23 protein-coding genes are annotated in these 22,748 nt (G+C 42.7%); 20 read left to right on the top strand and 3 right to left on the bottom strand.

What is annotated here, in order from left to right:
• The first annotated feature begins 22 nt into the window (after positions 1 to 22).
• The 12 genes from recG (at position 23) to ACF1X7_RS01140 (ending at position 16,624) form a co-directional block, all read left to right on the top strand.
• Positions 23 to 2,065 (top strand): ATP-dependent DNA helicase RecG, encoded by a 2,043-nt coding sequence (gene recG / locus ACF1X7_RS01195; RefSeq protein ID WP_064777032.1) that lies wholly within the window; start codon positions 23 to 25, stop codon positions 2,063 to 2,065.
• 20 nt (positions 2,066 to 2,085) lie between these two features.
• A complete protein-coding gene (gene plsX, locus ACF1X7_RS01190) occupies positions 2,086 to 3,099 on the top strand; it encodes a phosphate acyltransferase PlsX (protein WP_035186079.1) in 1,014 nt (337 codons plus the stop codon).
• A gap of 151 nt (positions 3,100 to 3,250) precedes the next feature.
• On the top strand, positions 3,251 to 3,493 hold the full coding sequence (acpP, locus tag ACF1X7_RS01185; protein WP_004265480.1) for an acyl carrier protein: 243 nt from the start codon (positions 3,251 to 3,253) through the stop codon (positions 3,491 to 3,493).
• 247 nt (positions 3,494 to 3,740) lie between these two features.
• Positions 3,741 to 5,387, top strand: a complete 1,647-nt coding sequence (locus ACF1X7_RS01180; RefSeq protein ID WP_064777034.1) for a peptide ABC transporter substrate-binding protein — start codon at positions 3,741 to 3,743, stop codon at positions 5,385 to 5,387.
• A 68-nt stretch (positions 5,388 to 5,455) separates the two neighbouring features.
• Complete coding sequence (gene opp3b, locus ACF1X7_RS01175; RefSeq protein ID WP_064777035.1) at positions 5,456 to 6,391, top strand: oligopeptide ABC transporter permease; 936 nt, start codon at positions 5,456 to 5,458, stop codon at positions 6,389 to 6,391.
• Positions 6,392 to 7,405, top strand: a complete 1,014-nt coding sequence (locus ACF1X7_RS01170; RefSeq protein ID WP_039098118.1) for an ABC transporter permease — start codon at positions 6,392 to 6,394, stop codon at positions 7,403 to 7,405. It begins immediately after the preceding gene.
• A 190-nt stretch (positions 7,406 to 7,595) separates the two neighbouring features.
• A complete protein-coding gene (locus ACF1X7_RS01165) occupies positions 7,596 to 8,660 on the top strand; it encodes an ABC transporter ATP-binding protein (protein WP_039098117.1) in 1,065 nt (354 codons plus the stop codon).
• Positions 8,647 to 9,606 carry an ABC transporter ATP-binding protein gene (locus tag ACF1X7_RS01160; RefSeq protein ID WP_411162355.1) on the top strand — a complete coding sequence of 320 codons (960 nt, stop codon included), beginning with the start codon at positions 8,647 to 8,649 and terminating at the stop codon, positions 9,604 to 9,606. Before ACF1X7_RS01165 ends, ACF1X7_RS01160 begins: the two co-directional genes overlap by 14 nt.
• 170 nt (positions 9,607 to 9,776) lie before the next feature.
• The gene (gene rnc / locus ACF1X7_RS01155) at positions 9,777 to 10,466 is read left to right on the top strand and encodes a ribonuclease III (RefSeq protein WP_004265441.1); all 690 of its coding nucleotides are present in this window, start codon (positions 9,777 to 9,779) and stop codon (positions 10,464 to 10,466) included.
• Positions 10,467 to 10,520: 54 nt separating this feature from the next.
• Positions 10,521 to 14,081: a chromosome segregation protein SMC gene (gene smc / locus ACF1X7_RS01150; RefSeq protein WP_221276706.1), complete on the top strand. Its 3,561-nt coding sequence runs from the start codon at positions 10,521 to 10,523 to the stop codon at positions 14,079 to 14,081.
• Positions 14,082 to 14,091: 10 nt separating this feature from the next.
• On the top strand, positions 14,092 to 15,423 hold the full coding sequence (gene ftsY, locus ACF1X7_RS01145) for a signal recognition particle-docking protein FtsY (RefSeq protein ID WP_146955264.1): 1,332 nt from the start codon (positions 14,092 to 14,094) through the stop codon (positions 15,421 to 15,423).
• Between the two features lie 61 nt (positions 15,424 to 15,484).
• Positions 15,485 to 16,624 carry a glycerate kinase gene (locus tag ACF1X7_RS01140; protein ID WP_221276705.1) on the top strand — a complete coding sequence of 380 codons (1,140 nt, stop codon included), beginning with the start codon at positions 15,485 to 15,487 and terminating at the stop codon, positions 16,622 to 16,624.
• 40 nt (positions 16,625 to 16,664) lie between these two features.
• On the opposite strand, the gene ACF1X7_RS01135 is transcribed toward ACF1X7_RS01140, so the two are convergent.
• A complete protein-coding gene (locus ACF1X7_RS01135; RefSeq protein WP_039099302.1) occupies positions 16,665 to 16,979 on the bottom strand; it encodes a hypothetical protein in 315 nt (104 codons plus the stop codon).
• 196 nt (positions 16,980 to 17,175) lie between these two features.
• Here ACF1X7_RS01135 and ACF1X7_RS01130 point away from each other — a divergent pair, with 196 nt between their 5' ends.
• The 8 genes from ACF1X7_RS01130 (at position 17,176) to ACF1X7_RS01095 (ending at position 21,655) form a co-directional block, all read left to right on the top strand.
• Positions 17,176 to 17,517: a putative DNA-binding protein gene (locus ACF1X7_RS01130; protein ID WP_004265612.1), complete on the top strand. Its 342-nt coding sequence runs from the start codon at positions 17,176 to 17,178 to the stop codon at positions 17,515 to 17,517.
• A 23-nt stretch (positions 17,518 to 17,540) separates the two neighbouring features.
• Positions 17,541 to 18,977, top strand: coding sequence for a signal recognition particle protein (ffh, locus tag ACF1X7_RS01125; RefSeq protein WP_039099303.1), 1,437 nt, complete (start codon positions 17,541 to 17,543; stop codon positions 18,975 to 18,977).
• A 92-nt stretch (positions 18,978 to 19,069) separates the two neighbouring features.
• Positions 19,070 to 19,345, top strand: a complete 276-nt coding sequence (rpsP, locus tag ACF1X7_RS01120) for a 30S ribosomal protein S16 (protein ID WP_011374423.1) — start codon at positions 19,070 to 19,072, stop codon at positions 19,343 to 19,345.
• 9 nt (positions 19,346 to 19,354) lie between these two features.
• On the top strand, positions 19,355 to 19,597 hold the full coding sequence (locus ACF1X7_RS01115) for a KH domain-containing protein (RefSeq protein WP_039099305.1): 243 nt from the start codon (positions 19,355 to 19,357) through the stop codon (positions 19,595 to 19,597).
• A 66-nt stretch (positions 19,598 to 19,663) separates the two neighbouring features.
• Positions 19,664 to 20,194 (top strand): ribosome maturation factor RimM, encoded by a 531-nt coding sequence (rimM, locus tag ACF1X7_RS01110; RefSeq protein WP_039099306.1) that lies wholly within the window; start codon positions 19,664 to 19,666, stop codon positions 20,192 to 20,194.
• Entirely contained in the window at positions 20,184 to 20,924 is a 741-nt protein-coding gene (trmD, locus tag ACF1X7_RS01105) for a tRNA (guanosine(37)-N1)-methyltransferase TrmD (protein WP_039099307.1), read from the top strand. Before rimM ends, trmD begins: the two co-directional genes overlap by 11 nt.
• Positions 20,925 to 21,044: 120 nt before the next feature.
• Complete coding sequence (rplS, locus tag ACF1X7_RS01100) at positions 21,045 to 21,392, top strand: 50S ribosomal protein L19 (RefSeq protein ID WP_004265472.1); 348 nt, start codon at positions 21,045 to 21,047, stop codon at positions 21,390 to 21,392.
• 74 nt (positions 21,393 to 21,466) lie between these two features.
• Positions 21,467 to 21,655, top strand: coding sequence for a hypothetical protein (locus tag ACF1X7_RS01095; RefSeq protein WP_004265465.1), 189 nt, complete (start codon positions 21,467 to 21,469; stop codon positions 21,653 to 21,655).
• Here ACF1X7_RS01095 and ACF1X7_RS01090 read toward each other — a convergent pair.
• Together ACF1X7_RS01090 and ACF1X7_RS01085 are read right to left on the bottom strand one after the other, a co-directional pair.
• The gene (locus tag ACF1X7_RS01090; RefSeq protein WP_004265531.1) at positions 21,652 to 22,065 is read right to left on the bottom strand and encodes a hypothetical protein; all 414 of its coding nucleotides are present in this window, start codon (positions 22,063 to 22,065) and stop codon (positions 21,652 to 21,654) included. The two genes, ACF1X7_RS01095 and ACF1X7_RS01090, sit on opposite strands and share 4 nt — an antisense overlap.
• Positions 22,066 to 22,153: 88 nt before the next feature.
• A complete protein-coding gene (locus ACF1X7_RS01085; RefSeq protein ID WP_039099308.1) occupies positions 22,154 to 22,513 on the bottom strand; it encodes a hypothetical protein in 360 nt (119 codons plus the stop codon).
• Between the last annotated feature and the right edge of the window lie 235 nt (positions 22,514 to 22,748).

Below are 22,748 nucleotides of genomic sequence, written 5' to 3'. Positions count from 1 at the left end.
AGCACGTTACAGGAGGCTGTCAATGTTAAGTTTAACGGATTCTGTTGCTGTGTTAGCTGGCGTCGGCCCGAAACGTCTGACAGCCCTCGATCAGCTTGGCATAAGGACCATTAGTGATTTATTGTATTATTTTCCGTTTCGTTACGAAGATTTGAAGGTCAAGGATTTATCCGAAGCGGCAGATCAGGAAAAGGTGACGTTAAAAGGAACGGTCGTCGCTGATCCGGTCATCAGTCGTTGGGGACCAGGGAAGACCCGGCTGAATGTACGGCTCTTGATTGAACATGACGTTGTGATGGTTACTTTTTTTAATCAACCCTATCTTAAGGACAAGTTTGAAGCCGGGGTCGATGTCGCTATTTATGGCAAGTGGGATGCTAAACGTCATACATTGACGGGGATGAAGGTCCTAGCGGTTCAATCGGCTGAGAATCCATCGTTTGCGGCCATCTATTCCGTTAATAAAAGTGTGCGTCAAGGGACACTGGTCAAGATGATTCAAGAAGCCTTTGATTTGTATCAAGACGTTATTCCCGAATTGATCCCAGAGGATATTCGCACGCGCTATAAGTTAATGAACGAACGCGACTTAATTGCTGGCATGCATTTCCCTAAAACGTATTCTGAAGCAAAGCAAGCACGCCGAAGCGCTATTTTTCATGAGTTCTTCCTATATCAGATTCAATTACAAGCCATTAAACAGGCTGATCGGCATGTGGCAAACGGTTTAGCTTTGCAGTACCAAAATGAAGCACTTAAAGATTTTATTCAAACCTTACCGTTTGATTTAACCGATGCACAAAAGCGAGTGGTGAATGAAATTTGTCTTGATTTAAAATCACCAGCGCATATGAATCGCCTTCTCCAAGGGGATGTTGGTTCTGGGAAAACGATTGTGGCGGCGATTGCGCTGTTCGCGGCAGTGACTGCGGGTTATCAAGCCGCATTGATGGTGCCAACGGAAATTCTGGCGGAACAACACTATCAAAGCTTGCAACGCTTATTGGCACCAATGAACGTGACTGTTGGCTTATTGACCGGTTCGACGACGGCTAAAGAACGGCGGACGTTGTTGGCAGACATTGAATCCGGGCGCATCAATATTATTATTGGCACCCATGCCTTGATTCAAGATGCAGTGGTCTATCATAAGTTAGGCTTTGCTGTAATTGATGAACAACATCGTTTCGGGGTCAACCAACGGCGAATTTTGCGTGAAAAGGGGTTACAGCCTGATATTCTTGCAATGACGGCGACCCCGATTCCGCGGACGCTGGCGATTACCGCGTATGGCGAGATGGACGTTTCAACGATTGATGAATTGCCAAAAGGACGGATTCCAATTGAAACCAGTTGGGTGCGTAGTAATCAAGTCGAACAAGCCCTCAGCTTTGTCCGTAAACAACTTGCAAACGATTCGCAAGTCTTTGCGATTACACCGTTGATTGCCGAATCTGAACAGATGGATTTAAAGAATGCCGAGGAGATTTACGCAACGATGGTGGAACAATTTGAACCTGATTACCATGTTGCATTGTTGCATGGCCAGTTAAAAGATGATGAAAAAAATCAGATTATGAACGCTTTTTCTGAGAACAAAATTCAATTACTGGTTTCAACAACCGTCGTTGAAGTTGGTGTCGATGTGCCAAACGCGACGGTGATGCTCATTTTTGATGCGGATCGGTTCGGGTTGGCGCAATTACATCAATTACGGGGCCGGGTTGGCCGAGGTAAGAAAAAGGCATACTGTATTCTGGTGGCTGATCCGAAGAACCAACAAGGTGTTGACCGGATGACGATTATGACTGAAACCACTGATGGATTCGTCGTTGCGCAGAAGGATTTAGAATTGCGCGGGCCAGGGGAAGTCTTTGGTGATCGTCAATCTGGATTGCCCGTCTTTAAAGTTGGCGATCCAGTAGCCGACTTTGCGAGTTTACAAGTCGCCCAACAAGAAGTGCAAAAAATCTTCACGCTTGATCCTGAGTTGGCAGCACCGGACCATACGCCACTCAAAACATACTTACAACAACAAAAGCAAAATTACCTAACGTTAGATTGAAAACGGAAAGAGGAATGATGATGAAAATTGCAGTAGACGCAATGGGCGGCGATTTTGCACCCCAATCAGTAATTGAAGGTGTGTTACAAGCCCGCTCAGAATTAACAGATGTTGAATTTACGTTGTATGGTGATGAAGCACAAATTAAACCGTTGATTGATGATATGACGCGGTTAACGATTGTGCATACCACCGAAAAAATCACCAGCGAAGATGAACCAGTGCGTGCGATTCGGCGTAAAAAGCAAGCTTCAATGGTTCTGGCGGCGCAGGCAGTTAAAGATGGGGAAGCAGACGCACTCTTTTCACTAGGGAATACTGGTGCGCTCTTAGCAGCCGGATTATTCGTGATTGGTCGGATTAAAGGGATTGATCGTCCAGGTTTAATGCCTACCCTACCAGCCATTAATTCAGATTTAGGCTTCAATATGTTAGATGTTGGGGCCAACGCCGAAGCAAAGCCGGAGCATTTGCATCAATATGGCTTAATGGGGAACTTCTACGCACAAGACGTCCGTGGCATTCAAAAGCCGCGAATTGGTTTGTTGAATAATGGGACTGAAGCTGGCAAGGGTGATGAGTTGCATAAGGCAGCACATCAACTACTGGCAGATGATCTAACGTTAAACTTCATTGGTAACGTTGAAGCAAGTGAACTCTTAAAAGGGGTTGCGGATGTCGTGGTCACAGATGGGTTTACCGGCAATGCGACGCTTAAAGCAATTGAAGGGACTGCCACAATCGTGATGTCGCAAGTTAAACATGCGATTATGGATGCTGGTGTCAAAGAAAAAATCGGTGGTTTACTCTTGAAAAAGAGTGTTGGTGGGATTCGTGATAAATTCGACACATCTGTTTATGGCGGGGCTGTTTTATTAGGCTTAAAAGCCCCTGTTGTTAAGGCGCACGGTGCTGCAGATGGCCGCACGGTTTACTACACTGTTCGCCAGATTCATGCAATGCTGGCGAACCAAACGATTCAAAAAGTAATCGATTATTTTGACCAACAAAATAGCCCAAAAGAAACCGATTAAAATAGGTGGACAATGTGTTCCAAAGGCGCTACAATATACTTCGCAAGTCTGATTTGATTTACTTGAATTGAGTTGCGAAGTTATGTATAATCACTGGATACCCAAAGTGTTAAGTACGTAGGTAAGGGTTTCAATTTGGAGGTTTTTAATTATGAATGAACAAGAAATCTTTGATAAGATTGCGGCTATTATTGGCGATCGATTTGAGTTAAATAAGGATCAGGTAACAGACGAATTGAACTTCAAGGAAGACTTGGATGCTGATTCAATTGATATTGTGGAATTTGTTTTGGAATTAGAAGACACTTTTGGTGCCGAAATTCCGGATGAAGAAGCTGAAAAGATCGGTACGGTAGCTGATGCCGTTGCTTACATTAAAACAAAAATCAAATAATAACCTTAAAAACGAGCCTGTTGGTTGTGAGTATTCGCGACCGACAGGCTTATTTTTTGCATTTTAAACAGTTTGTGAAAATGAGATTATTCACATAATAATCATTTGCGGATGCGTTATAATATTAGAATGATTCTTATAATGGCTCTGCATCAATGAAAATAAATTAGAATATTTTAATCTTTATTATTTACTTTTCATTTTTAATCATGTATTATTATCTTTAATAACTGAAGGGAGTGTCCATATGAAACGAGAAAAGAGTTTGGTATTAGGTATAACAACAGTGGCGGTCACATTATTATTAGCAGCTTGTGGTAACTCAGGTAGCAAGGAAGCCGTTAAGACTGACACAGCCAGTTTTGCAACTGGGGATGTCATTTCGACAATGGATTCAGCGTTAAATACGGATGTGATCGGTGCACAGGCTTTAACCGATACGATGGAAGGTCTTTACCGCTACGAGGGTAAAGAAATTAAACCGGCGATTGCGACTAAAGTAGTCAAACCAACTAATAACGGTTTAACATATACATTCCCATTAAGAAAAGACGCGAAGTGGAGCAATGGTCAACCGGTCACGGCAGAAGATTTCGTTTATGCTTGGCGCAGAGTCGTTGATCCAAAGGTCGGTTCACAATATGCTTATATCTATGAAGGCATTAAAAATGCAGCAGACATCACGACTGGTAAGGAACCGGTTAATTCATTGGGTGTAGTAGCTAAGGATAAACACACCTTAGAAGTCACCCTTGAAAAACCAATTCCATACTTCAGTCAATTGATGACCAGTTCAACATTCTTCCCCCAATATCCAGAAGCGGTCAAGAAAGCTGGCAAGAGTTACGGGACAAATTCTAAAACATTAGTTTTCAACGGCCCTTATAAATTAGAAAATTGGAATGGCCCAGATAGCTCATGGAAAGAAGTTAAAAACACCAATTACTGGAATGCGAAAGCAGTTAAGGTTAAGACGTTGAAGTATCAAGTGGTTAAAGATCCATCAACAGCTTTAAACCTCTTCCAAAGTAATAAATTAGATCGGACGGCGATCAGTGGTGACACAGCTAAACAAATGAAAAACGATCCACATTACTCAACCTTACAAAAATCAGCAACATTCTACATGCAAGTCAACCAAGAAAAGAATCCAATCTTTAAAAATGCGAAGATTCGCCGAGCAATTTCAATGACAATTAATCGTAAAGAATTAGTCGCACAGGTTCTAGGTGATGGTTCAAGTCCAATTGCTTCTGTGACACCAAAGAATATGTCATTTGACCCAACAACTAAGAAAGATTTTGTTGATGATTTAGACGCAGCGGGTAAGAAAAATGTAAGTTACAACCCTAAAGAAGCAACAAAACTTTGGAACGAAGGCCTTGCTGAAACTGGGCAAACAGGCAAAACATTCAATTACACATTACTTGGCGATGATACGGATACTGCCAAGAAACAATCCGAATATCTCCAAAACACATTACAAAAGAACTTACCAGGTTTGAAAGTCACATTAGCGAACGTGCCATTTAAGACTCGTTTAACACGTTCAACGAACGGTGATTTCGACATGGTGGTTAGTGCTTGGAACGCTGATTTCCCAGATCCAGTCACATTCTTAGACTTGTTTGTAACAGGCGGCGATAACAATAATGGCCATTGGAGCAATGCCGAATACGATGCACAGATCAAGGCAAGTAAAGTTGACAACGCCAATGATCCTAAAGCAAGATGGCAAAACCTTGTTAAGGCACAAGATATTATGAATACAGAGTCAGGTGTCATTCCACTGTATCAATCAGGTGTGGCGTACTTAACTAACCCAAGCCTTAAAGGTTTAGACTACGGCCCTTCAGGAAGCTACAATAATGTCTCACTTTATTTAAAAAAATAAACTGACTTTATAAAGATGGGCTTCAGCGTTGAAAAACAATGAAGCCCGTTTTTGTTAGGAGCGAACTTATGAGTAAATACCTTATTAAACGAATATTCTATTTAGTGCTAACCCTATTCATTGTCGCTTCTGTGACCTTCTTCATGATGAAGTTGATGCCAGGGACGCCATATACGAATCAGGAAAAAATGAGTACTGATCAATTACGGATCATGAATGAACAGTACGGTTTGAACAAACCATTAATTCAGCAATATTTCATCTATCTAGGTGGCTTGTTGCATGGTGATTTTGGCACATCCTTCCAGTTCAACAATCAGCCCGTCTTGAGCCTAATCATGACACGTTTAGGACCTTCATTACAAATCGGGGCACAAGCGATGATTGTCGGCTCATTACTGGGTATTTTACTAGGGGCAGTGGCGGCCATTCGCAAGAATACATGGGTCGATGGCGTTGCAACGTTCTTTTCAATCGTTGGGATTTCAATTCCGAACTTTGTGTTGGCGGTCTTACTCCAGTTTTTCCTTGCCTTTAAATTACAATTATTCCCAATTGCGTTATGGGACGGCTGGTCATCTAGTGTCTTACCAACATTAGCACTAGCGGTTGCACCATTGGCGAATACGGCCCGGTTCATGCGGACTGAAATGGTCGATGTTTTAAACAGTGATTACATCGAACTCGCTAAAGCCAAAGGCAATTCAAAATGGCAAACAGTGGCAAAGCATGCCTTACGAAATTCAATGATTCCAGTTGTTACGATTATCGGGCCGATGGCAGTCAACTTGATGACTGGGTCACTAGTTGTTGAAAATATTTTCTCGATTCCCGGGATTGGGGAACAATTTGTGAAGTCAATTATGACGAATGATTATCCAACAATCATGGGCTTGACCATTTTCTATTCATTCTTATTAACAGTGATTATTCTAGTCGTCGATATTCTTTACGGGATTATTGATCCACGAATTCGATTAAGTGACAGTCAGGGGGCGCACTAAATGGCGGATATTAAAATACCAGCGGGCTCATTCAAGCCCCTTACACAAGACACGCATGAAGCACAAGAAAAAATTAGTGCACCATCATTGACGTTTACACAAGATGCCATTCGGCGCTTAAAGCAAAATAAAGTTGCGGTGGTTTCATTAGTTGTCCTCTTGATTGTGATGTTGGCTGCTTTATTGGCACCAGTGATTGCACCACAAAGTCCAAATACACAAAATGTGGCGTACGCTAACCTACCCCCTAAAATTGGATCGGGGAATATCCCTGGTTTTACCGGTAAGATGGACGTTTCCGGTGTTAAAGTTGATAAATATCAACAAGCGGGCGTTCCCAAAGGTAAAACGTTTATCTTAGGGACGGATTATCTCGGTCGTGATTTATTATCACGAATTTTATACGGGACACGCTTATCCTTATTAATTGGGATTCTAGCGACATTGGTCGATTTATTAATCGGGATTCCATATGGGATTGTTTCCGGATGGCGTGGTGGCCGTTTGGATATGTTCATGCAGCGGGTAATTGAAATCATTTCATCAATTCCAAACTTAATTGTGGTTGTCTTGATGATGTTGGTACTCCGTCCAGGTTTATTGTCAATCGTCATCGCGATTGGGTTTACCGGTTGGATTACAATGGCCCGGTTGATTCGGGCTCAAACGTTCCAACTTAAGGAACAAGAATTCGTGCTCGCCGCACGGACGTTGGGTGAAAGTTCCACCAAGATTGCTTGGAAACATCTGATTCCGAATTTATCCTCAACGATTATTATTCAAACGATGTTTACAATTCCGAGTGCGATTTTCTTCGAAGCATTCTTGAGCTTTATCGGGATTGGGATTCCAGCGCCGAATGCTTCATTAGGGACGTTATTATCAGATGGGCAAAAAGCTTTCCGTTTCTTGCCATATCAAATGTGGTATCCAGCAGCAGTCCTCTGTGTGATCATGATTGCCGTCAACTTACTAGCAGACGGATTAAGAGACGCATTCGATCCAAAATCATAGCGTGTGTAAGTAGGCGGTTATCTTTCGCGGATTAGCATAGTCTGGCGAATAATCAACTTGTTGATTATTTGTTAGACGTAGCTAACCATAAAAAGCAGTTAATGAAAGCACGTTTAGAAGCAGAGTCAGTTTCAAAAAGCATGTCAATACAAGGCCGTTTCCACGCGGTTTCATCATTGGAGGTCGTCAAATGGCAAATATTTTAGAAGTTAAACATTTAAGTATCGATTTTAAAACCTACGCAGGGAACGTCCATGCTATTCGCGATGTCAGTTTCAACTTGAAAAAAGGCGAAACACTAGCGATTGTTGGTGAATCAGGTTCAGGTAAGTCGGTAACGGTCCGTAGTATTATGGGCTTGTTAGCGGGCAATGCTCAAATTAAGGGTGGTACAATCAAGTATCACAATGAAGATCTCTTACAAAAACCAGAACAGGAAATGAATGCCTTACGTGGTAGCGATATTTCCATGATTTTCCAAGATCCGATGACGTCATTGGATCCAACGATGCCGATTGGTAAACAAGTTGCTGAACCTTTGTTGATTCATAAAACAATGAATAAGGAAGAAGCAATGAAACGTGCACAGAGTGTTTTAGAGTTGGTGGGTATTCCGAATGCCAAAGCACGGATGAAAGATTATCCGCATCAATTTTCTGGTGGGCAACGGCAACGAATCGTGATTGCGATTGCGATTGTTGATTATCCACAAATCCTGATTGCCGACGAACCGACAACCGCGCTTGATGTGACAGTGCAAGCACAAATTATCGATTTGATGAAGGAATTGCAACGCAAGATTGAAACCTCAATTATTTTCATTACGCATGATTTAGGTGTTGTGGCAGGGATTGCCGATCGCGTAGCGGTAATGTATGCTGGTAAGATTATCGAATATGGGTTGGTTGATGAAATTTTTTATCAACCCAAGCATCCATATACGTGGGGCTTATTGAACTCAATGCCAACACTTGATACTTCTGGCCGTCTTGAAGCCATTCCAGGGACCCCACCAGACTTGTTGGATCCACCAAAAGGGGATGCCTTCGCACCGCGTAATCCATATGCTTTACAAATTGATGTGGAACAGGAACCGCCATTTTTCCAAGTGTCGAAAACGCATTTTGCGGCAACTTGGTTGTTGCATCCAGATGCACCAGCTGTAGAACCACCAGCAGCCGTCCGTGCAATGATGGCTAAGTATCAGGCGACACAAGTTCAAGAGAAAGTAGGGACAATTGATGGACAAGGATAAAAAAGTATTAGTGTCGGTTAAACATTTAAAGCAATATTTTAGCCAAGGAAAAAAATCCGAAGTCAAAGCCATTGATGATGTCTCATTTGAAATCTATGAAGGCGAAACGTTTGGCTTGGTGGGTGAATCTGGTTCTGGGAAGAGTACAACTGGGCGGAGTATCATCCGGCTGTACAACCCGACAGATGGTGAAATTCTATTCGATGGCCGTGACATTAGTAAGATTAAAAATCATAGTCGTGAAATGAAGGCGTTCCGGAAAGAGATTCAGATGATTTTCCAAGATCCCTACGCGTCATTGAATCCACGGATGAAAGTCAAAGACATCATCGCTGAGGGCTTGCATATCCATCATTTGGTTAAAAATGATGCAGAATGTGATGCACGCGTCAACGAACTTTTGGAATTAGTTGGTTTGAATAAAGACCATGCAACGCGTTATCCGTATGAATTCTCCGGTGGGCAACGCCAACGTATTGGGATTGCCCGCGCGCTTGCGGTAAAACCTAAATTTATCATTGCGGATGAACCGATTTCGGCGCTTGACGTATCGATTCAAGCACAAGTGGTTAACTTGATGAAAGAAATTCAAGAACAGCAAAACTTGACGTATTTATTCATCGCACATGATTTATCGATGGTGAAATACATTAGTGATCGGATTGCGGTGATGCATAACGGTAAAATTATGGAATTGGCATCAGCCGATGACATTTATGATCGACCATTGCATCCATATACGCAAAGTCTATTGTCTGCTGTGCCGTTACCTGATCCAAAGGTCGAACGGCAACGTCGGCGAATTGCTTATGATAGTTCAATTGAGGCAGATAATGAAGGCCGTCAATTGCGCGAAGTGGCCGATGAACACTATGTCTATGCAACTGAAGCTGAACAAGCGAGTTATCAAACCGCTTTAGCAGCAATGACAACGCCATCTGCATAAAGCAACGCCTGTTTTGAAATATTCGTTTGCGTGTTACAATGAATACTTCAAAACAGGCGTTTTTTAGTGATTAATAAAAGAAACGGTTTGCTAGGAACGACGCTGTTTTTTTAAGCGTATAAACGGTATAATAGTGAAAGATTAAACAGTTGAAATGGGGTAATTTAATTTTGGATGCAGCACTAGTGAGCGAGCTTCGAGCCCGCTACGGCATTGAATTTCAGAATTTAGCACTATTGGACGAAGCCTTTACACATTCGTCATACGTCAATGAACACCGGGAGTTGGGTCTTCGTGATAACGAACGGCTCGAATTCTTGGGTGACGCGGTGATGGAAATTACGGTTTCAGAATACTTATATAAAAAATATCCGGACTGGCCAGAAGGCAAACTGACACGCTTACGGGCGGCAATCGTCTGCACGAAGAGTTTCAGTAGTTTTGCCAAAGAAGCGCACTTTGATCGATACATTCGCCTTGGTAAAGGGGAAGAAAAAAACGGTGCGCGGGCACGAGCAACACTTTTGGAAGATTTATTTGAAGCGTTTAACGGCGCTTTGTTCTTAGATCAAGGGCGTGGCGCAGTTGTTAAATTCATCGAACAAGTTGTCTTTCCCAAGATTGAAGCCGGTGAATTTTCAGACCAAACGGATTATAAGACCAATCTGCAAGAGTTCTTGCAACAAGATGGTGAAGTTGAGATTGAATATAAGTTATTGGCAGAAGTGGGACCATCACATGCCCGTCAATTTGAAGTGGATGTGATGATGGGCGATCGCGTCTTAGGTTCAGGTGTTGGCCGGAACAAAAAAGCAGCCGAACAAGCAGCTGCTAAAGTGGCGCTTGCCAAACTGAAATAAAGAAAGAAGCAAACGACAGTTGAAACCAACCGCCGTGTGTAGGGAGTTTAGTGCATGCAGTTAAAGTCATTGGTTTTATCAGGGTTTAAATCATTTGCTGATAAAACAGAAATCAATTTTTCAGAAGGTTTAACGGGCATCGTTGGACCAAACGGGAGCGGTAAAAGTAACGTCACAGAAGCAATTCGGTGGGCGATGGGCGAACAATCAGCCAAGAGCTTACGGGGCGAAAAGATGCCCGACATCATTTTTGCCGGGACTGATATTCGACCACAGATGAATAAGGCAGAAGTGACGCTGGCTTTTGATAACAGCGATCAATATTTGAAACAAGAACAAGCCAACGTCACGATTACGCGGCGTTTATTTAGAAATGGCGATAGTGAGTTTTATTTGAATCAAAAGAGTTGTCGGTTAAAAGACATCGTTAATTTATTTATGGATTCTGGCCTTGGGCGAGAATCTTTTTCGATTATTTCGCAAGGTCGGGTTGAAGCAATTTTCAACAGTAAACCAGAAGATCGGCGGAATATTATTGAAGAAGCGGCCGGTGTTTTGAAATATAAACAACAAAAGAAAAAGGCTCAATCTGAATTAGATCAAACAGATGAAAATTTGAGTCGGGTCACCGACATTCTTCATGAACTACGGGGACAAGTTGAACCGTTGAAGGAACAAAGCAGTATTGCGCAGGATTACTTGGATCAAAAAGCGCAATATGATGCGTTGCACCAACAATTATTGGTGATTGAAATTGATCAATTAGTGGCTGATCAAAAGACGTACAAAGAAAAGGCGCAAACCCTTGCGCAAGCGTTGCAAGAGATTGAAGCGGACATCACTAAGACGACGGCTGCCCAAACCGAGAATCAGGCAACCTTAGCCCAGTTGGAACAACAAATAGAACAAGATAATCAGACGTTGTTAGAAAAGTCTCGCTTGGCTGAAAGTCTATTAGGCCAAGAGAACGTTTCAAAAGAGCGCGCTAATTATACGGATGCGAACCGCCAAAGTTTAGTCGAACAGATCGACACATTAAAACAGCAATTAACGGCGGAACAAGCCAATCAATCTGAATTAAAGGCAAGTTATGAAGAAAAAGTGACGGCATTAAGGGCGTTGAAGACGGAGTTAACCACCCTTAAACGCCAAGCGTCTGGTAGTGAAGCGGAACTGAAAGCGAAGATTGAACAAATTCGTCAAGAATACATCGATCAGATGCAAGCCCAAACGACCAATCATAATGAACAACAATATTTAGAAAAGAACTTGTTACAAACTAAAACGCAACTTGCACGGCAAGATAGTGCAGTCGATGAGACATCGACGCAATTGGCACAAAAAAAGGCAGAACAAGCGGCCCAAAAAGCCCAACTTAAAACACTCAAAGCGCAATACGAAACGTTGTCCAATGAGTTGGCCGAATTACAAACGCAAATTAACACGGACCAAGCGGCTTACCAAAATCAACAAAATAGTTGGTTCCAAGCGTCTGGTATTTTACAAAAAGCGAAAGCAAAACAAGCCAGTCTTGCGGAATTAAATGAGGACTACGCCGGCTTTTATCAAGGGGTTAAGGCTGTCTTGAAGCAAAAACAACAGTTCCCTGGTTTATTAGGGGCTGTAGCGGAATTGATGCAAGTGCCCAGTGAGTATCAACAAGCGATTGAATTAGCATTAGGCGCACAGCTACAACAAGTTGTGACACGGGATGAACAGACGGCCAAACAAGCGATTGAGTATTTGAAAACCAATCGGATTGGGCGGGCAACTTTCTTACCCAATAACGTTGTCAAACCACGTTTACTACCAAGTAGCTTAGTTCACCAATTACAACAGCAGCCTGGATTTATCGGAATTGCCAGTGAGCTTGTGCAGTTTGATGAACAAGTGCGACCGGTGATGAACCATTTGATGGGCAATTTGATTGTCGCGACTGAGTTGGAGCCGGCGATTAAATTGAGTCAATTGACGGGGCATCGTTACCGAATCATTACGTTAGCAGGGGATATTTTAAGCCCGGGTGGTTCGATGACTGGGGGCCATAATAACCGACAAAACAATGGTGGGCTACTTGCGCGTAAGCAAACCTTGACTGATTTAGAAGGTCAAATTGCCAAGATGCAGGTCGCTTTGGATCAAAAGCAAGCCAGTGTCCAAGCCGCAAAAGCTCAATTAACGGCACGCCAAGCAGAATTAAATACGAAACAAGCGGCATTGGAAACCGCTAAGAATCAATATCAAGCTGCCCAAAATACGTTAGCCTTGACTGACGAACGTTTGAGTCAGTTTGAACGGCAACAACAAGCAACCGATTATCAAGTGCAACAACAACAACAAGCTTATGAGGCAGATTTAAAACGCCAGGCAGAATTAGTGGCAGCCGAAGCTGAAATTGTTGCGTCGATTGCACAGCTGCAAGCAGATCTCGAAACAGCTAATGAGCAATTACAACATTTTGATGAGAGTCAAAAACAAATTGCGCAACAACAAACAGCCCTCGAAACCAAGTTGGCTGTCGCTCAAGCTGAACAAAAGAATGTTCAGGAGAAATTAACGGTTGCTACTCTCAATAGCAACGACCTGGCAGCCCAGTTGAAGGCCAGTCAGGATAAACTAGCTGCGCTAAAACAAGCGGATCAAGAAGACGCTTCGAGTCAAAAAGAACGACGAGCACTGCTAAAGGCAACCAATGCTTTGATTGAGAAAGTCCAAGCGAAGTTAGCCACTGAACGCGCGCAAAAAGAAACGCTGAAGGCGGAACAACAAACGCTTCAAGCCAATGCCACACGCGTCTACCAATTACAAAAAAATAGTTTAGCTGAGCAAGAACAAAATGCTGTCGGGCTCAACCGGGTTAAAATTAACATTGATCAACGCTTAAATACATTGAGCGAAGATTACCAATTGACTTACGAAGCCGCCAAGGCCGCTTTGGCCGCATCAGACTTAACCGACGATCAATTGCGGTCTAAGTTGAAATTATTGAAACTCGGCTTAGCTGATTTAGGAACGGTCAACTTGGCGGCCATTGATGATTATCAACGCGTTAAAGAACGTTACGATTTCTTGATGCAACAAGATGCCGACTTGATGGACGCTAAGCGCCAATTATTAGCATCGATGGCTGAAATGGATACGGAAGTTGAAAAGCGGTTTAAGGAAACGTTTGAACAAACTGCCGCTGCTTTTGAAACCATCTTCCCGATCATGTTTGGTGGCGGCCATGCCAGCTTAACGTTGACGGATCCAAGCGCACTATTAACGAGTGGGATTGACATTATTGCGCAACCACCTGGTAAGAAACTACAACGCTTGAGTCTTTTATCTGGTGGTGAACGCGCATTGACGGCGATTACGTTATTGTTTGCCATCTTAAAAGTACGCCCAGTGCCGTTTTGTATTTTGGACGAAGTCGAAGCTTCATTGGACGAAGCCAACGTTGATCGTTTCGGTCGTTTCATGAAACGTTATGAGAGTGATACACAATTCATCGTGATTACCCACAGAAAAGGGACGATGACCCAAGCCAATCGCTTATACGGGGTGACAATGGCGGAATCTGGAATCTCGAAGATTGTTTCCGTTTCATTAGAAGAACACGCAACAGCCTAGGAGGAAAACCATGGGATTATTTGATCGTATTAAAAAAGCATTCTCAGCCGAACCAGAAAAAGAAACACCGGTTGAACAAGACCAAGCGATACCGGAAACACCGGTTGAATCAGACGCTACGCCGGTTGAATCGCAAACCCCTGCAGAAACTGCGGCAGCTGAGAAAACTGAAACCGATGAACCAGCCAGTTTAGCAACTGAAGATGATTCAGAAACGGTATCACCGCTTGACACACCAACGGCGGCACCCGTAAACTCAGAACCAGAACCAGTTGAAGCGTCGGCAGTAACTGAAGAATCCGATGCGATTGAAGAAGTGCCGGAAACAGAAGCAGTAACTGGCGACATGCAAGCTGCTGAAACGAAGAAGTATGATGATGGATTAGAAAAATCCCGGCTCACATTTGGGCAACGCTTAAATGCGTTGTTCGCTAACTTTAGAAGTGTTGATGAAGCCTTTTTCGATGATGTTGAAGAAATGTTAATTGAAGCCGATGTTGGCTACGAAACAGCGATGAAGATTGCTGACGAATTACGTGACGAAGTGAAGTTGCGTAACGTTAAGAAACCGGAAGCGGTTTCACAAGCGATTGTTGAAAAGCTAGTTGATTTGTACGGTCAAGAAGGCCAAGCAGAAGATAATCAATTGCATTTCGCTCCACAAGGCGAATTAACTGTCTTCTTATTCGTTGGTGTCAATGGTGCAGGGAAAACAACCTCAATCGGGAAGTTTGCCCACCAATTAGAAAAAGCGGGTAAGAAGGTCTTATTAGCGGCTGGTGATACCTTTAGAGCGGGCGCCATCGAACAATTACAAGAATGGGGTCGCCGGGATAATGTCCCCGTGGTTGCTAGTGCAGCAGGGAGTGATCCAGCGTCAGTTGTCTATGACGCGGTTAAGCGCGCTAAAGAAGAACAATTCGATATTTTATTAGTTGATACGGCCGGTCGTTTGCAAAACAACGTCAACTTGATGAAGGAATTGGAAAAAGTGAAACGCATCATCACACGTGAAGTGCCAGCTGCACCGCAAGAAGTGTTGTTGGTCTTGGATGCAACAACCGGACAAAATGCTTTAGTCCAAGCTAAACAATTCAAGCAAACAACCGATGTAACTGGGATTGTCTTAACTAAATTAGATGGTTCAGCAAAAGGGGGTATTGTGTTGGCTGTTCGCACAGAACTCCACTTACCAGTCAAAATGGTTGGTCTGGGAGAACAAATGAACGACTTACAACTCTTTGATCCCAACCGATTTGTTTATGGCTTGTTCAAGGACATCATTGTCGGCGATGGGCCACAAAAAACAGCTGATACAGATGTTAGTCAGGCGATTAAATAGCAAAAAGGCTAGGACAAATAATTTGTTCTAGCCTTTTTTTAGAAGAAAGAGAGATTAACAGATGAAAATTGTGTTAGCACCAGATTCATTTAAAAATGCTGTTACCGCAAAAGAAGCGGCTCGTGCAATGCGGAAAGGATTCGAAAAAATCCTACCAAGCGCGTCCTATGTCGAAGTGCCAATGGCAGATGGCGGCGAAGGGACTGTCCAAGCGCTTGTCGATGCGACCAATGGCCGGTTCTTAACCGCACAAGTGCAAAATGCATTGGACCAAACGGTATCAGCACAATATGGCATCTTGGGTGATGGCAAAACGGCGGTGATCGAGATGGCAGCTGCTAGCGGGATTCAGTATGTTGATGCGCAAACGCAAAATCCGTTGATAACAACGACTTATGGCACCGGTCAGTTAATGGCGGCCGCACTAGCACAAGGTGTGCAAACAATTGTGATTGGTTTGGGCGGCAGTGCGACCAATGATGGCGGTGCTGGAATGGCACAAGCACTTGGGGTGCGTTTGTTAGATGTTGACGGACAGGTGTTACCACTGGGCGGTGGGGCGCTTGCGCGTTTAGCACGGATAGATACGACGCATATGATACCGGCACTATCAAGGGTTAAGGTTGTGATTGCATCAGATGTCACAAATCCGCTTGTTGGCCCGAATGGCGCATCAGCCGTGTTTGGTCCACAAAAAGGAGCAACCCCAGCAATGGTCGCGCAACTTGATCGGAATTTAACGCACTTTGCTGCGGTGATTGAACGTGATTTAGGGAAATCTGTTGCGCAAATACTAGGTGCGGGTGCTGCTGGTGGCTTAGGGGCTGGTTTATTGGCGTTTACGGATGCGCAGGTTCAACCTGGTGTTGAGATGGTCGTGGCGCAAACTGGGTTAACTGAGATTGTCCGAGATGCGGATATCGTCGTCACTGGGGAGGGCGGAATCGATTCTCAGACACAATATGGTAAGACGCCAATTGGAGTCGCCAAAGCGGTTAAACAAGTTAATCCACAGGCGACGGTGATTGCGATTGCCGGATATATTGGAGCGGGGATTGATGTGCTTTATGAATTAGGAATTGACAGTATTTTCTGCACAACACCTGGCGCAATGTCATTAGCAAAAGCAATTGAAGCTACTGAAGTTAATTTAACGCAAGTCAGTGAAAATATCGCGCGATTAATCGCTAAACAACATTAGAAAAGAGGACCGACAAACGTGTCGATCCTCTTTTTTAGCATTAAGCTGTTTTGGCTTTTGGTTCGCGTCCCAAAATCACTTGGGCGATAATTAAGACGACATAGGCGATTAAAACGCCACCTAGTAGACTGTTGGTTGCGGTTGCTTTAACCAACCAGTATTCTTGCCAAGCGTGATTGTTGAAGACCCACCAGAATAATAGCCCGAATAATAAGGTTAAGATGTTTAAAATGGCGAAGAACCAAAGATTACCATTTTCCTTGTTCTTTAAATAGACGACTGAGAAGATTAAGTTCCAAATCCCCCAACCGATTAATGCGAATATAACGCCCCAATAGATAATTGTTGCTGCCATCATACAACCTCCATAGAAATTCCAATTTAAGTTATGAAAAAGCTTACAGTTCTATTTTAGCATGATTTTTCGTTTATACCAGTGAAAAGATAATTAATGCACAAACTTCTAGTTAAATCGCGCAATAAAACGTTGACTAAGCCCGTTAAAATCGGTACTCTAATACTTAGGTCAAACTAAGTCTAGGAGGCGTCAAATGGAACTCGCACAAAACGCACGCATGAATTCGTTGTTCGAATTTTATGGCGCACTTTTAACGGCAAAACAACATAGTTATATCTCTTTATATTATGGGGATGATTTTTCCCTCGGTGAAATTGCTGCTGAATACAATGTTAGTCGGCAAGCGGTCTATGACAACATTCGCCGGACTGAAAAAATCTTAGAGGGTTACGAAGAAAAGCTACATCTTTACCGTAATTATGAACAGCAAAATGCCAGTGCAGATACGCTACAAAAGTATATTCAAGCGCACTATCCAGACGATCAAGAACTGATGCGCTTGTTGGCTGACTTACTGAATTTAACCGAACAATAATTAACTTAAAGGACTGATAAAAAATGGCATTTGAAGGGCTAACAGAACGACTACAAGGCGCATTGAGTAAGCTTCGGCGTAAAGGGAAGATTACCGAAACAGACGTCAATCAAGCGATGCGCGAAATTCGGCTGGCATTATTAGAAGCCGACGTTAACTTTAAAGTGGTTAAAGACTTTATTAAAGTCGTCAAGGAACGCGCCATCGGGGCAGAAGTCCTTGATAGCTTATCACCTGCACAACAAATTGTAAAAATCGTTGATGAAGAATTAACGAAGATGATGGGTGAAACGGCTGTGCCGTTGAATAAATCACCACATATTCCAACAATCATTATGATGGTTGGGTTACAAGGGGCCGGGAAAACAACCACGGCCGGGAAATTAGCAAAATATTTAATCCAAAACGAAAAAGCACGGCCATTGATGATTGCCGCCGATGTTTATCGGCCAGCTGCGATTGAACAATTGAAGACCGTCGGCAAGCAAGTTGACGCACAAGTCTTTGAAATGGGGACGGATGTCAACCCAGTTGAAATCGTCCGTCAAGGGTTAGCACAAGCGGCCTTACAAAAGAACGATTACGTCTTAATTGATACGGCTGGTCGTTTACAAATTGACGAAGCCTTGATGCAAGAATTGGCTGATATTAATGAGCTAGCCCATCCAAATGAAATCCTCTTAACGGTCGATGCCATGACTGGGCAAGCCGCTGTCGATGTTGCTGAAGGCTTTAACAGTCGTTTAGATGTCACCGGGGTCGTTTTAACCAAGTTAGATGGCGACACACGTGGTGGGGCAGCCCTCTCAATTCGTGCAGTCACCGGCAAACCAATTAAGTTCACTGGTCAAGGTGAAAAACTTGATCAACTCGACATTTTCTATCCAGATCGGATGAGTAGCCGAATCCTTGGGATGGGTGACATGTTGAGCTTGATTGAAAAAGCGCAACAAGATTATGACGAGCAAAAAGCAGCTGATATGGCTGAAAAGATCAAAGAAAATAGCTTTGATTTTAACGATTTCTTGGATCAGATGGATCAATTGCAGAGCATGGGACCTTTGGAAGATATCATGAAGATGATTCCAGGGATGGCCAATAACCCACAACTCAAGAACATCAAGATGGATCCGAAAGACATGGCGCATATGAAGGCCATCGTTCAATCAATGACGCCACAAGAACGGGAAAATCCTGACTTATTGAATCCTAGTCGCCGTCGTCGTTTAGCGGCTGGTGCTGGTCGCCCAATCGTTGAAGTTAACCGGATGATCAAACAATTCAATCAATCGAAAAAGATGATGAACCAAATGTCAAAGGGCAACTTTAACGGCATGGAAGGTTTAATGGGCAACGGTATCAAGGGTAAAATGGGTAAGATGGCCATGAATTCAATGATGAAAAAACAAAAGAAAAACAAGAAGAAACGTCTCAAGAACGCGCGTCGTTTTAAATCTTAAAAAAATTTGTCCTGTAAAGAAAAAACACTTTACACGGCGTTTAAAATTTGGTATATTATGACATGTTAAAGAATTAATAGGAGGTGGCATTAATGTCAGTTAAAATTCGTATGAAACGTATGGGTTCAAAGAAACGCCCATTCTACCGTATCGTTGTTGCAGATTCACGTTCACCACGTGATGGTCGCTTTATCCAACAAGTAGGTTACTACAATCCATTAACAGAACCAGTTGACTTGAAGTTAGAAGAAGAAGTTATCATGGATTGGTTACAAAAAGGCGCACAACCTTCTGATACTGTTCGTAATCTTTTATCAAAACAAGGGATTATGCAAAAATATCACGAAGCACGCTTCGCTAAAAAGTAGGGATTCGTTATGACAGACGTGAAGGAACTAATTATTGCAATTGTTCAGCCACTTGTCGAACATCCGGAAGACGTCAAATTGACTGAACATGAGACAGAACGTTTTATGGAATTTGACTTACAGGTTAATCCAAGTGATATCGGTCGCGTCATTGGCAAGCAGGGACGGGTTGCACAGTCCATCCGTACCATTGTCTATAGTGTGAAAGCACCATACCAAAAACGGATCCGTTTAAATATTGTAGATGCCTAACAAAAACGTTTAAATGAAGCAGAGATGTTTTATTTAGGCGTTTTTTGTCGATTAAGGAGAAATTAAATGCCAGAAAAATACTATCAAGTTGGTAAAATTGTCAATACCCACGGCATCCGTGGTGAAGTGCGGGTCATTGCGACGACTGACTTTACGGATTCACGATTTAAAAAAGGCGTGCAACTGGCCGTCGAAATGCCCAATGGCCTTGTTGATGTTAAAGTGGCGGCAATGCGCCAACACAAGCAATTCTATCTATTACAGTTCGAAGGAATGGGCAATATCAACGATGTTGAACAGTTCAAGGGTCATAATTTAAAGATTGCTGCAAGTCAACGCGAAGATGATTTGGAAGATGATGAGTTTTACTACGGTGATATTATCGGCTTAGAAGTGGTTGAAGAAGCCGATGGAACCAGCTATGGGAAAGTCTCAGAAATCATCGATCCAGGGCCCAACGATGTCTGGGTAATCAAGCGCCGTGGCCGTTCAGACTTACTCTTACCATTTTTGAAGTCAGTCGTTAAGAAAATTGATATTGAAGCGGGTAAAGCCTACGTTGAAGTACCAGAAGGATTGATTGATAATGAAGATTGATGTCTTAAGTTTATTTCCAGATATGGTTCAAAATGGGTTATCCCAATCAATTATCGGTAAGGCAATTGATCGTGACTTAATTGATTTAGAAGTGACGGATTTCCGTGATTTTTCAGTCAATAAACACAATTCGGTTGATGATGCGCCGTATGGTGGAGGTGCGGGGATGTTGCTCCGACCACAACCGATTTTTGAGGCGATGGATCAAGTGAATGCCAAGAATCCGGGGCACAAACGGGTTATTTTGCTCGATCCAGCTGGGGTAACGTTTAACCAAAAAGTTGCCGAAGAATTTGCTCAAGAAGACCACTTGGTTTTTATCTGTGGGCATTACGAAGGCTATGATGAACGGATTCGCACGCTAGTCACTGATGAAGTCTCATTGGGCGATTTCGTCGTCACTGGAGGCGAATTGGGCGCAATGGTGATGATCGATGCCATTTCGCGGCTTGTACCTGGCGTCTTGGGGAATGAACAATCAGCGGTTACGGATTCTTTTTCGACCGGCTTATTGGAACATCCACAATATACGCGACCACCGGAATACCGCGGTTTAAAGGTACCTGAAGTCTTGATGAACGGGAATCATAAGCTCATTAACGAGTGGCGCGAGAAGATGTCCTTGAAACGGACATATGAACGGCGTCCGGACTTACTAGAGAAGATGACGTTGACCAAGGATCAGTTGCACTGGTTACAAGAAATTAAGCAAGAAGCGGCTGAAAAATAAGGCTTTTATTCTCAGTTGAATTATGCTAAAATTAAAAATTGTGATGATTAGTCACAAAACAACGGTATTCCGCTGGCGCAAGACGTTAATGAATATCTGTGGAAAAAGGAGAGATTCAAAATGAATCCATTAATTCAAGAAATTACTAAGTCTCAATTACGTTCAGATATTCCTGACTTCCGTCCTGGGGACAACGTACGTGTTCACGTGCGTGTTGTCGAAGGTACTCGCGAACGTATCCAATTATTCGAAGGTGTTGTTATCAAACGTCATGGTGTTGGCGTGAGTGAAACTTACACAGTTCGTAAAATCAGTAGCGGTGTGGGTGTGGAAAGAACTTTCCCATTACACTCACCACGTGTTGCTCAAATCGAAGTTACTCGTCATGGCCGTGTACGTCGTGCTAAGTTATACTACTTACGCGCATTACGTGGTAAGGCAGCTCGTATCAAAGAAGCTCGTCGTTAAGATGACATTAAAAAAGGCCGACTCATTACGAGTTGGTCTTTCTTTATGTGGATTACAAAGTTAGGTGATGACAGATGAATCAATGGATCTACGTTGTTTTATATCAAGCAAACCCACTTTATTATGATAAAAGTAAAATGATCCGGGCGTTTAGTTCGGAACAACGGGCCCAAGAATATGTGGCGTTGCTCAATGAGACGCCATATGCGAATCAATCACTAAAAGAGGGCCATTATACTTATCAAAAGTTGAACTTAAACTAATCTAATAAATGCCACTTATAAGGCGCAATCTGATGCTTCTGTGGAGTATGGGATTGTGCCTTTTTGGGTTGCGGCACTTTCTTGAGGGTCATTAGGAGTGCAAGTAGTGGTTCTAATAATAGAATAAAGACGGTAAATCCAAGAAATCCAGCTACGGCGTAGAATGCTTCAGGCGCAAGTGTGAGTTGATTAAAGAACCGTTCGCAGCGGTGGTTGAAGGCGTTTAATTTTTGTTCACTGCCATCACGATCGACTGCGTGGTGGACCTTTGGATGCCGACAAACTTCAAAGCGGATTGGATTTTTTTGATGATTACTAGAAAAGCGCATGCCTTTGCCGAAGAAGTAAGGGCTTACAAAAGGCAGTAAACAAAGTACCAATAAAGATAGAATCGCAGTTAGTCGTTTCATTACTAGAACCTCTTTTGTCTTAATTTCAAACTAATTATACCATAAATTAAATGGGTTAGCGCATAAAAAAATAGCCCTCCGACGAGGACTAAGCAGGTGTTCGATAATGGAAATGATAGACTTTAAATGAAATGATCAAGCTAACCACTAACAAGAAAAGGGCAACTAGTAATAAATTAGGGACTAAAATCAAGATGATGTAAGCGACGATTGCACATAAGTATGCCAGTAAAATCAAATTCTGATCGAGTGATAATAAATAAGCAACAATATGCAAAATAATAGCAATAATGCACAACCACCATACTTTCGCCATGGCATCCATATAAGTGGGGATGAATTTCGTAACGTGGGGGTTAACCACTAGAATGATCAAAGATTGTAAAACCGTTACAACTAAGAAAATTAAGTTGAATAAAAACGGTAGTTTGCGATAAGAAATCTTCATATTAATAAACCTCTATCATTTAAGATTCTTTAAGTATAACGAATTTTTTTATAAAAAGAAATATGATTCAATAAATTTAATAATTGGTCAATTGGTAGATTGTAAAATTAATCCGAACGCTGTTCGGACAAAAAAGATCAGCTTCCTTTAAAATGGTGTTTACCACAAACCCATCTTTTAGGAGCTGATCTTTTGTCTAGTATAACCTATTCCGAACGAATTAAAATCGAAACCT

The sequence above is a fragment of the Latilactobacillus sp. VITA-14 genome (assembly GCF_046580785.1).
In the GTDB taxonomy this organism is placed as follows: Bacteria; Bacillota; Bacilli; order Lactobacillales; family Lactobacillaceae; genus Latilactobacillus; species Latilactobacillus curvatus.
The sequence above is the reverse complement of the archived record's forward strand: the minus strand, read 5'-3'. Positions and strand labels throughout refer to the sequence as shown.

Excerpts from the sequence above, each read along its gene's own strand:
- rimM (WP_039099306.1), top strand. The coding sequence starts at position 19,664 with ATGCCAGAAAAATACTATCAAGTTGGTAAAATTGTCAATACCCACGGC.
- ftsY (WP_146955264.1), top strand. The coding sequence starts at position 14,092 with ATGGGATTATTTGATCGTATTAAAAAAGCATTCTCAGCCGAACCAGAA.
- ACF1X7_RS01170 (WP_039098118.1), top strand. The coding sequence starts at position 6,392 with ATGGCGGATATTAAAATACCAGCGGGCTCATTCAAGCCCCTTACACAA.
- ffh (WP_039099303.1), top strand. The coding sequence starts at position 17,541 with ATGGCATTTGAAGGGCTAACAGAACGACTACAAGGCGCATTGAGTAAG.
- plsX (WP_035186079.1), top strand. The coding sequence starts at position 2,086 with ATGAAAATTGCAGTAGACGCAATGGGCGGCGATTTTGCACCCCAATCA.
- ACF1X7_RS01095 (WP_004265465.1), top strand. The coding sequence starts at position 21,467 with ATGAATCAATGGATCTACGTTGTTTTATATCAAGCAAACCCACTTTAT.
- trmD (WP_039099307.1), top strand. The coding sequence starts at position 20,184 with ATGAAGATTGATGTCTTAAGTTTATTTCCAGATATGGTTCAAAATGGG.
- ACF1X7_RS01085 (WP_039099308.1), bottom strand. The coding sequence starts at position 22,513 with ATGAAGATTTCTTATCGCAAACTACCGTTTTTATTCAACTTAATTTTC.
- ACF1X7_RS01160 (WP_411162355.1), top strand. The coding sequence starts at position 8,647 with ATGGACAAGGATAAAAAAGTATTAGTGTCGGTTAAACATTTAAAGCAA.
- ACF1X7_RS01130 (WP_004265612.1), top strand. The coding sequence starts at position 17,176 with ATGGAACTCGCACAAAACGCACGCATGAATTCGTTGTTCGAATTTTAT.
- recG (WP_064777032.1), top strand. The coding sequence starts at position 23 with ATGTTAAGTTTAACGGATTCTGTTGCTGTGTTAGCTGGCGTCGGCCCG.
- ACF1X7_RS01140 (WP_221276705.1), top strand. The coding sequence starts at position 15,485 with ATGAAAATTGTGTTAGCACCAGATTCATTTAAAAATGCTGTTACCGCA.
- ACF1X7_RS01135 (WP_039099302.1), bottom strand. The coding sequence starts at position 16,979 with ATGGCAGCAACAATTATCTATTGGGGCGTTATATTCGCATTAATCGGT.
- opp3b (WP_064777035.1), top strand. The coding sequence starts at position 5,456 with ATGAGTAAATACCTTATTAAACGAATATTCTATTTAGTGCTAACCCTA.
- ACF1X7_RS01115 (WP_039099305.1), top strand. The coding sequence starts at position 19,355 with ATGACAGACGTGAAGGAACTAATTATTGCAATTGTTCAGCCACTTGTC.
- rplS (WP_004265472.1), top strand. The coding sequence starts at position 21,045 with ATGAATCCATTAATTCAAGAAATTACTAAGTCTCAATTACGTTCAGAT.
- smc (WP_221276706.1), top strand. The coding sequence starts at position 10,521 with ATGCAGTTAAAGTCATTGGTTTTATCAGGGTTTAAATCATTTGCTGAT.
- ACF1X7_RS01090 (WP_004265531.1), bottom strand. The coding sequence starts at position 22,065 with ATGAAACGACTAACTGCGATTCTATCTTTATTGGTACTTTGTTTACTG.
- ACF1X7_RS01165 (WP_039098117.1), top strand. The coding sequence starts at position 7,596 with ATGGCAAATATTTTAGAAGTTAAACATTTAAGTATCGATTTTAAAACC.
- acpP (WP_004265480.1), top strand. The coding sequence starts at position 3,251 with ATGAATGAACAAGAAATCTTTGATAAGATTGCGGCTATTATTGGCGAT.
- ACF1X7_RS01180 (WP_064777034.1), top strand. The coding sequence starts at position 3,741 with ATGAAACGAGAAAAGAGTTTGGTATTAGGTATAACAACAGTGGCGGTC.
- rpsP (WP_011374423.1), top strand. The coding sequence starts at position 19,070 with ATGTCAGTTAAAATTCGTATGAAACGTATGGGTTCAAAGAAACGCCCA.